The sequence below is a fragment of the Actinosynnema sp. NPDC037264 genome (assembly GCF_055603705.1).
The window spans coordinates 116,190-122,189 of sequence record NZ_JBVJVK010000022.1; the positions used below are offsets into that span (position 1 = coordinate 116,190).

Genomic DNA, 6,000 nt, shown 5'->3' on the forward strand with positions numbered 1-6,000 from the left:
TCTATTGTCCGGACCATGTCAAGCCCCCTGCCACAACGCGCAGGTGCGGGCACCGCGTCCGGGCCGGTCAACCGGGACGCCACGAGCGAGAGCCGTCACCGGACCGCCGCCTCGTCCGCCGCTCGACCGCCGGAACCGTGCGGCAGCTCGCCCGCGTTTCCGGCCTGGCGGCGAAGCACCGGACCGCGGCCCGATACCCGCCACGGCAGGGGTTCGCGCGGCCGAGTCGGCTCACTCCCGCACCACGCTCGCGTCCCCGCGCCGCACTCGCGCCCCCGCACCACGCTCGCGTCCTGCACCACGCCGGCGTCTCTGCAGAACGCCCGCGACTTCCGCACCGCGTTCGCGTCCCGTAGCGCACCCTCGACCCCCGCAGCGCGCCTGCGTCCCTGCACCGCGCTCGCGCCCCACGACACCCCAGGCCCGCCCAGCGCCTCGTACCCGCGCCGAAGGCCACCTCCGGCCCTTGATGTTAGCGCGAACATCGAACATACTCGCCGCTGAGGCGTGAGGGCGCTCACAGTCACTCCGTGGTGCCCGACACGTGTTGTTAGCGCTCACCAAGTCCGCCGAAGGCAGCACCGCTCCGATCGTGAACCACCCCGTGATCAAGGGAGATCACCCGTGCCACGAACACTGACGAGGATCGGCGCGCTGGTCGCCGCCGTCGCCCTGCTGTTCACGTCCTGGTCGGTGACGACCGACCGGCGCGCCGAGGCGCTGGAGCCGTTCACCGGCTACCTGATGGCGCACTTCACCGGCGAGCACGCGACCGGCGAGCAGATCTACCTCGCGCACAGCCGCGACGGCCTGCGCTGGACCGACCTGAACAACGGCGCGCCCGTGCTGCTGTCCACCGTCGGCACGCGCGGCGTGCGCGATCCCGCGCTCGTCCGCTCACCCGCCGGCGACCGGTACTGGATCGTCGCCACCGACCTGCGCATCGCGAGCGGCACGTCGTGGTCCGACGCCGCCAACCGGGGCAGCAAGTCCCTGGTCGTGTGGGAGTCGACCGACCTGGTCACCTGGTCCGCGCCACGGCTGCTGAACGTCGCCTCCGGCATCTCCGGCGCGGGCAACGCCTGGGCGCCCGAGGCCATCTACGACCCCGCCTCCGGCGACTACGTCGTCTACTGGGCGACGAACGCGGCGCTCAACGGCGTCACCAAGCACCGCATCTACTACGTCCGCACCAAGGACTTCCGGACCATCACCTCCCCGGTGCTCTACATCGACCGCGGCGCGGGCCAGGGCATCATCGACACCCAGATCGTCGAGTCGCCCGGCAGCGTCGGCGGCTACCGCTACTACCGGGCCTCCGCCGACGGCCACATCACCGTCGAGGGCAGCAACTCGGTCCTCGGCTCCTGGACCACCATCGGCAACCTCTCGCACATGGGCATCTCCAACGGCACCGGCGGCGGCAACGTCGTCGAGGGTCCGATGTGGATGCAGTTCAACGGCCGCAACGAGTGGGCGCTGTGGCTGGACCAGTACGCCACCGGCCGCGGGTACATGCCGATCACGTCGACCAACCTGGGCAGCACCCGCAACTTCACCACCCGCACGGACTACAACCTGGGCGCCACGCGCAAGCGGCACGGCTCGATCCTCAACCTCACCGCCGCCGAGGAGAGCCGCGTCCTGGCCAAGTGGGGCACGAGCACCCCGGTCAACCGCATCCAGTCCTACAACTTCCAGGACCGGTACGTGCGCCACGCCGACTACGACGTGCGCATCGACCCGAACGTCAGCCCCGCCCAGGACGCCCAGTTCCGGGTGATGCCCGGTCTGGCGGGCTCCGGGACGGTGTCTTTCCAGTCGGTCAACTACCCCGGCTACTACTTGCGGCACGTCAACTACGACTTCGTCCTCGCCGCGGACGACGGCAGCGCGACGTTCAAGGCCGACGCCACCTTCCGCCAGGTGGCCGGGCTCGCCTCGTCGTCCTGGTCGTCGTTCCAGTCCTACAACCACCCGGACCGCTACCTGCGGCACTACGCCTACCAGCTCCGGCTCGACCCGATCACCGACGCGACGGGCCGCGCGGACGCCACGTTCCGGCTGACCACCTGACGACGCGGGGGTGGGCGCTCGCCCCGCCCACCCCCGTCACCGTCACCAGTAGCTGCGCCAGTCGGGCCGCAGCCGCCTGCTCAGGGCTTCCAGGTAGAAGTAGTCGCCCCAGAGGCTCCCCTCGTCCACCCCGACGTTCTTGGGCTTGTCGTAGACGCCGTGCAGGAGCAGCGCGGTGGCGCCGGGGTCGTGCGCGGTCGAGTACGCGGTGGCCAGGCTGTCCAGGATGGCGTCGGCCTCGGCGCGGTAGCGCAGGGCGGCGTCCCGGTCGTCCAGGTGGTCCGCGAGCTCGTACAGGCCGCACACCGCGATGGCGGCGGCCGAGGAGTCGCGCTCCTGCCCGCTGCCGTCGTCGAACACCAGGTCCCAGTAGGCGATGCGGTCCGCGGGCAGGCGGGTGAGGAAGTAGTCGGCGCAGCGCCTGGCCGCGTCGAGGAACGACTCCCGCCGCGCGTGCCGGTAGCCGAGGGCGAACCCGTAGATCCCCCACGCCTGCCCGCGTGCCCAGCACGAACCGTCCTGGTGGCCCTGCTCGGTGCCGCCGCGCAGCGGTTCGCCGGTCTCGGGGTTCCAGTAATAGGTGTGGAACGTGGTGCCGTCCGGGCGGATGACGTGCTGCCGCAGCTGCTCGGTGTGGCGCAGGGCGGCTTCGAGGAACGACGGCGTGCCGGTCGTCTCGGCGGCCCAGTACAGCAGCGGCACGTTCATCAGGCTGTCGATGATCGTGCGACCGCGCTGCAACGGGTTCTCCAGGTCGCCCCAGGCCTGGAGGATGCCCGCCGGTTCCAGGAACCGGTCCATCAGGTGGTTCGCGGCCTTCAACGCGCTGTCCCGCGCCCGCACGTCCCCCAGCAGCCGGTACGGCGTCACGCACGACAGCGTGTAGAGGAACCCGAGGTCGTGGGTGTCCAGGTCGATCCCGCGCCGGACCCGGTCGGAGAAGCTGTCGACCTGGAGCCGCGCGGCCCGCCGCACGTCGTCGTCGCCGGTGGCCTCCCAGGCCAGCCACAGCATCCCCGGCCAGAAGCCGGTGGTCCACCCGACGTTGGCCCCCTCGGGTTGGCCGTCACGGGCCGTGCGCGGCCGGTACGCGCCGTCGGTGGTGGTGTCGTCCGGGTACCAGGCGGTGAAGTCGGCGATGTTGCCCCGGACGGTCGCCAGGGCGGCGTTCCAGGCCGCGGCCAGGTGGTCGGTGGTCGGTGCGGCGCGGTCTGCTTCCGCGGACATGGTTCTCCCTCAGAACGGGTGACGGAACAGCGGGCGCGGGTCAGCGCGCCGCGACAGAACGCGGGTCGGGCTCGGAGCCCGGGACGACGCGGAGCGGCCGGAGGGTCGCGCGACTGCCCACCCAGACGACGTACAGCGCCGGGCCGGTCAGCAGGGCGAGCGCCGGCACGGGCAGGGCGGCGACGGCCGCCGCCAGCACCCACAGCGCCACCAGCGAGACCGCGGTGAAGTGCGGGCGGCGCAGCGCCAGGAACAGGCAGGCCCGCACCAGGCGCCGCAGCGGCACGTCGGGGTGTTCCACCAGGGCGGTGAGCGCCACCAGCGCGGTCACCGCGGTGAGCACCGCGAGCACGGCCAGGACGGGGATGACGACGGCGCCGACGGGTGTGCCCCAGGCCGCGCGGACGTCCACCGCCAGGACGACCAGGAGGGCGGACGCGGCGCCGGTCACGAGCACCGACCGGCGGGCGTGCCGGCGCCAGGCGTGCAGGAAACCCCGCACGACCGGTGCGCCCTCGTCCCGCGCGGTGGAGGCGAACACGGCGTGCGCGGCGGCGAAGGCGGGGCCGACGAACGGCGCCGTCGGCACCAGCAACGGCCAGCTGGCCGTCACGGGGGTGAACAGCAGCACGGCGAGGAACGGCGCGCTCGCGCCCACCACGAGCACACTGGTGGCCAGCAGCGCGTAGGCGGTGGCGAAGACCCGGTTGTAGATCTCGTGCGACACGGTCGTCAGCCCTTCAGCCCGCTGGTCGCGACACCCTGGACGAAGTACTTCTGCCCGAGCAGGAACACCACCGCGATCGGCAGCACGGACAGCACCGAGCCGGTCATGATCAACGCGTGCTCGGCGTTGTACTCGCTGACGAACGACTTCAGTCCCAGCTGGATCGTCCACAGGTCCGGGTCGCGCAGGTAGATCAGCGGGCCGAGGTAGTCGTTCCAGGTGGTGACGAAGGTGAGCAGGGCCAGGCTGGCGAGGGCGGGCACGGACAGCGGCAGCATGATCCGGAAGTAGATGCCGTACTCGCTCAGGCCGTCGACGCGGGCGGCCTCGCACAGCTCGTCGGGGATGGTCAGGTAGTACTGCCGCATCAGGAACACGCCGAAGGCGCTGAACGCCTGCAACGCGATGACGGCCCACGGCGTGTTCGTCAGGCCGACCTCGGACATCATGATGAACTGCGGGATCATGTACGCCTGCCACGGCACCGCGATCGTGCCGATGTAGAGCAGGAACAGCAGGTTGCGCCCCGGGAAGCGGGCCTTGGCGAACCCGTAGGCGGCGAAGCTGCCGGTGAACAGCTGGAGCAGGGTGACGACCACCGACAGGAAGACGGTGTTCTTCAGCCACACCAGCATGTCCGAGATCCGCCAGATCTCGACGTAGTTCGCCCACTGCGGCGACTCCGGGAACCAGGTCACGGGGATGGAGAAGACACCGTTGGCGGTCTTCAACGACGAGGAGACCATCCAGAAGAACGGCAGCAGCAGCCCGGCCGCCGCCACCACGAGGACGGCGTACCCCAGGAGCCTGCCCGGCGCGGGGAACCGCCTGCCGCCGCGTTCGGGCGGCGCGACGGGCCCCGTGCCGACCGTCCCCGGCGCGGCGAGGTCGGGCAGTGTGCGCGGCGCGGCCATCAGGCGTTCCTCCTCCGGTTGACGGCGAACTGCACGACCGTGACCAGCATGCAGAGCGCGAACAGCACGACGGAGATCGCGGAGGCGTAGCCGAACCGGTTCTCCACCAGGCCCTTCTGGTAGATGTACTGCGACAGCACCAGGGTCGACTGGCCCGGGCCGCCGTTGGTCATCACGAGGATCAGGTCGAAGACCTTGAAGCTGCCGATGGTGAGCATCACCGTGACGAAGAACGTCGTGGGGCGCAGGCACGGCAGCGTGACGTTGCGGAAGCGCTGCCAGGCGTTGGCGCCGTCGATCCGGGCGGCTTCGTGCAGCTCGGGTGGCACGGTCTGCAACCCGGCCAGGAAGAGCAGCATGTAGTAGCCCATCTCGCGCCAGACCCCGACGATGATCACGGCGGGCATCGCCCAGGTCGACGACGCGGTCCAGCCGGGCGGGTCGTCGACCCCGAACAGGCCGAGGATCTGGTTGATCGGGCCGGCGTCGCGGCTGAACAGCAGGTTCCACGCGATGGCGATGGCCACGATCGAGGTGACGTAGGGGAAGAACGCGGCGGTTCGGAAGAACGCGACGCCGCGCAGCTTCCGGTTGAGCAGCAGGGCCAGGCCCAGCGACAGCGCGAGCGTGAGCGGGATGTGGAACGCGGAGTAGTACAGCGTGTTGAGCAGCGCCCGGTGGAAGCTCGCGTCACCGAGCAGGCGGGTGAAGTTGTCCAGCCCGATCCACTTGGCCTTGCCGAAGACGTTCCAGTTGGTGAACGAGATGTAGAACAGCGCGACGACCGGGCCCAGGGTGAGCAGGCCGAAGCCGAGGAAGTTCGGCAGGACGAACGACGCGCCCTGCAACGACCGGCGCGCCCGGTACCACCGCTTCGTCCGGTCCGCGCCGGTGCTGCGCGGACCGCCGACCGTCGTGGTGCTCATCGGCTCTCTGTGCTCCTGCGTAGGTGGGGTGCTGGGGCGGGGGGGGGGGGGGGGGGGGGGGGGGGGGGGGGGGGGGGGGGGGGGGGGGGGGGGGGGGGGGGGGGGGGGGGGGGGGGGGGGGGGGGGGGGG

General features: G+C 71.3%; 5 protein-coding genes. 1 reads left to right on the top strand and 4 read right to left on the bottom strand.

From position 1 onward, the window contains the following. The first annotated feature begins 624 nt into the window (after positions 1–624). Positions 625–2,076 carry a glycoside hydrolase family 43 protein gene (locus tag ACZ7GX_RS24140; protein WP_498779711.1) on the top strand — a complete coding sequence of 484 codons (1,452 nt, stop codon included), beginning with the start codon at positions 625–627 and terminating at the stop codon, positions 2,074–2,076. A gap of 42 nt (positions 2,077–2,118) precedes the next feature. On the opposite strand, the gene ACZ7GX_RS24145 is transcribed toward ACZ7GX_RS24140, so the two are convergent. The 4 genes from ACZ7GX_RS24145 to ACZ7GX_RS24160 are packed head-to-tail and all read right to left on the bottom strand — an operon-like array spanning position 2,119 to position 5,870. Then, positions 2,119–3,303: a glycoside hydrolase family 88 protein gene (locus tag ACZ7GX_RS24145; RefSeq protein WP_498779712.1), complete on the bottom strand. Its 1,185-nt coding sequence runs from the start codon at positions 3,301–3,303 to the stop codon at positions 2,119–2,121. Positions 3,304–3,343: 40 nt separating this feature from the next. Further along, positions 3,344–4,030 carry a DUF624 domain-containing protein gene (locus tag ACZ7GX_RS24150; protein WP_498779713.1) on the bottom strand — a complete coding sequence of 229 codons (687 nt, stop codon included), beginning with the start codon at positions 4,028–4,030 and terminating at the stop codon, positions 3,344–3,346. 5 nt (positions 4,031–4,035) lie between these two features. Next, positions 4,036–4,944, bottom strand: coding sequence for a carbohydrate ABC transporter permease (locus ACZ7GX_RS24155; protein WP_498779718.1), 909 nt, complete (start codon positions 4,942–4,944; stop codon positions 4,036–4,038). Next, the gene (locus tag ACZ7GX_RS24160; RefSeq protein ID WP_498779719.1) at positions 4,944–5,870 is read right to left on the bottom strand and encodes a carbohydrate ABC transporter permease; all 927 of its coding nucleotides are present in this window, start codon (positions 5,868–5,870) and stop codon (positions 4,944–4,946) included. The genes ACZ7GX_RS24155 and ACZ7GX_RS24160 overlap by 1 nt, the downstream gene beginning before the upstream one ends. Between the last annotated feature and the right edge of the window lie 130 nt (positions 5,871–6,000).

Excerpts from the sequence above, each read along its gene's own strand:
- ACZ7GX_RS24145 (WP_498779712.1), bottom strand. The coding sequence starts at position 3,303 with ATGTCCGCGGAAGCAGACCGCGCCGCACCGACCACCGACCACCTGGCC.
- ACZ7GX_RS24155 (WP_498779718.1), bottom strand. The coding sequence starts at position 4,944 with ATGGCCGCGCCGCGCACACTGCCCGACCTCGCCGCGCCGGGGACGGTC.
- ACZ7GX_RS24160 (WP_498779719.1), bottom strand. The coding sequence starts at position 5,870 with ATGAGCACCACGACGGTCGGCGGTCCGCGCAGCACCGGCGCGGACCGG.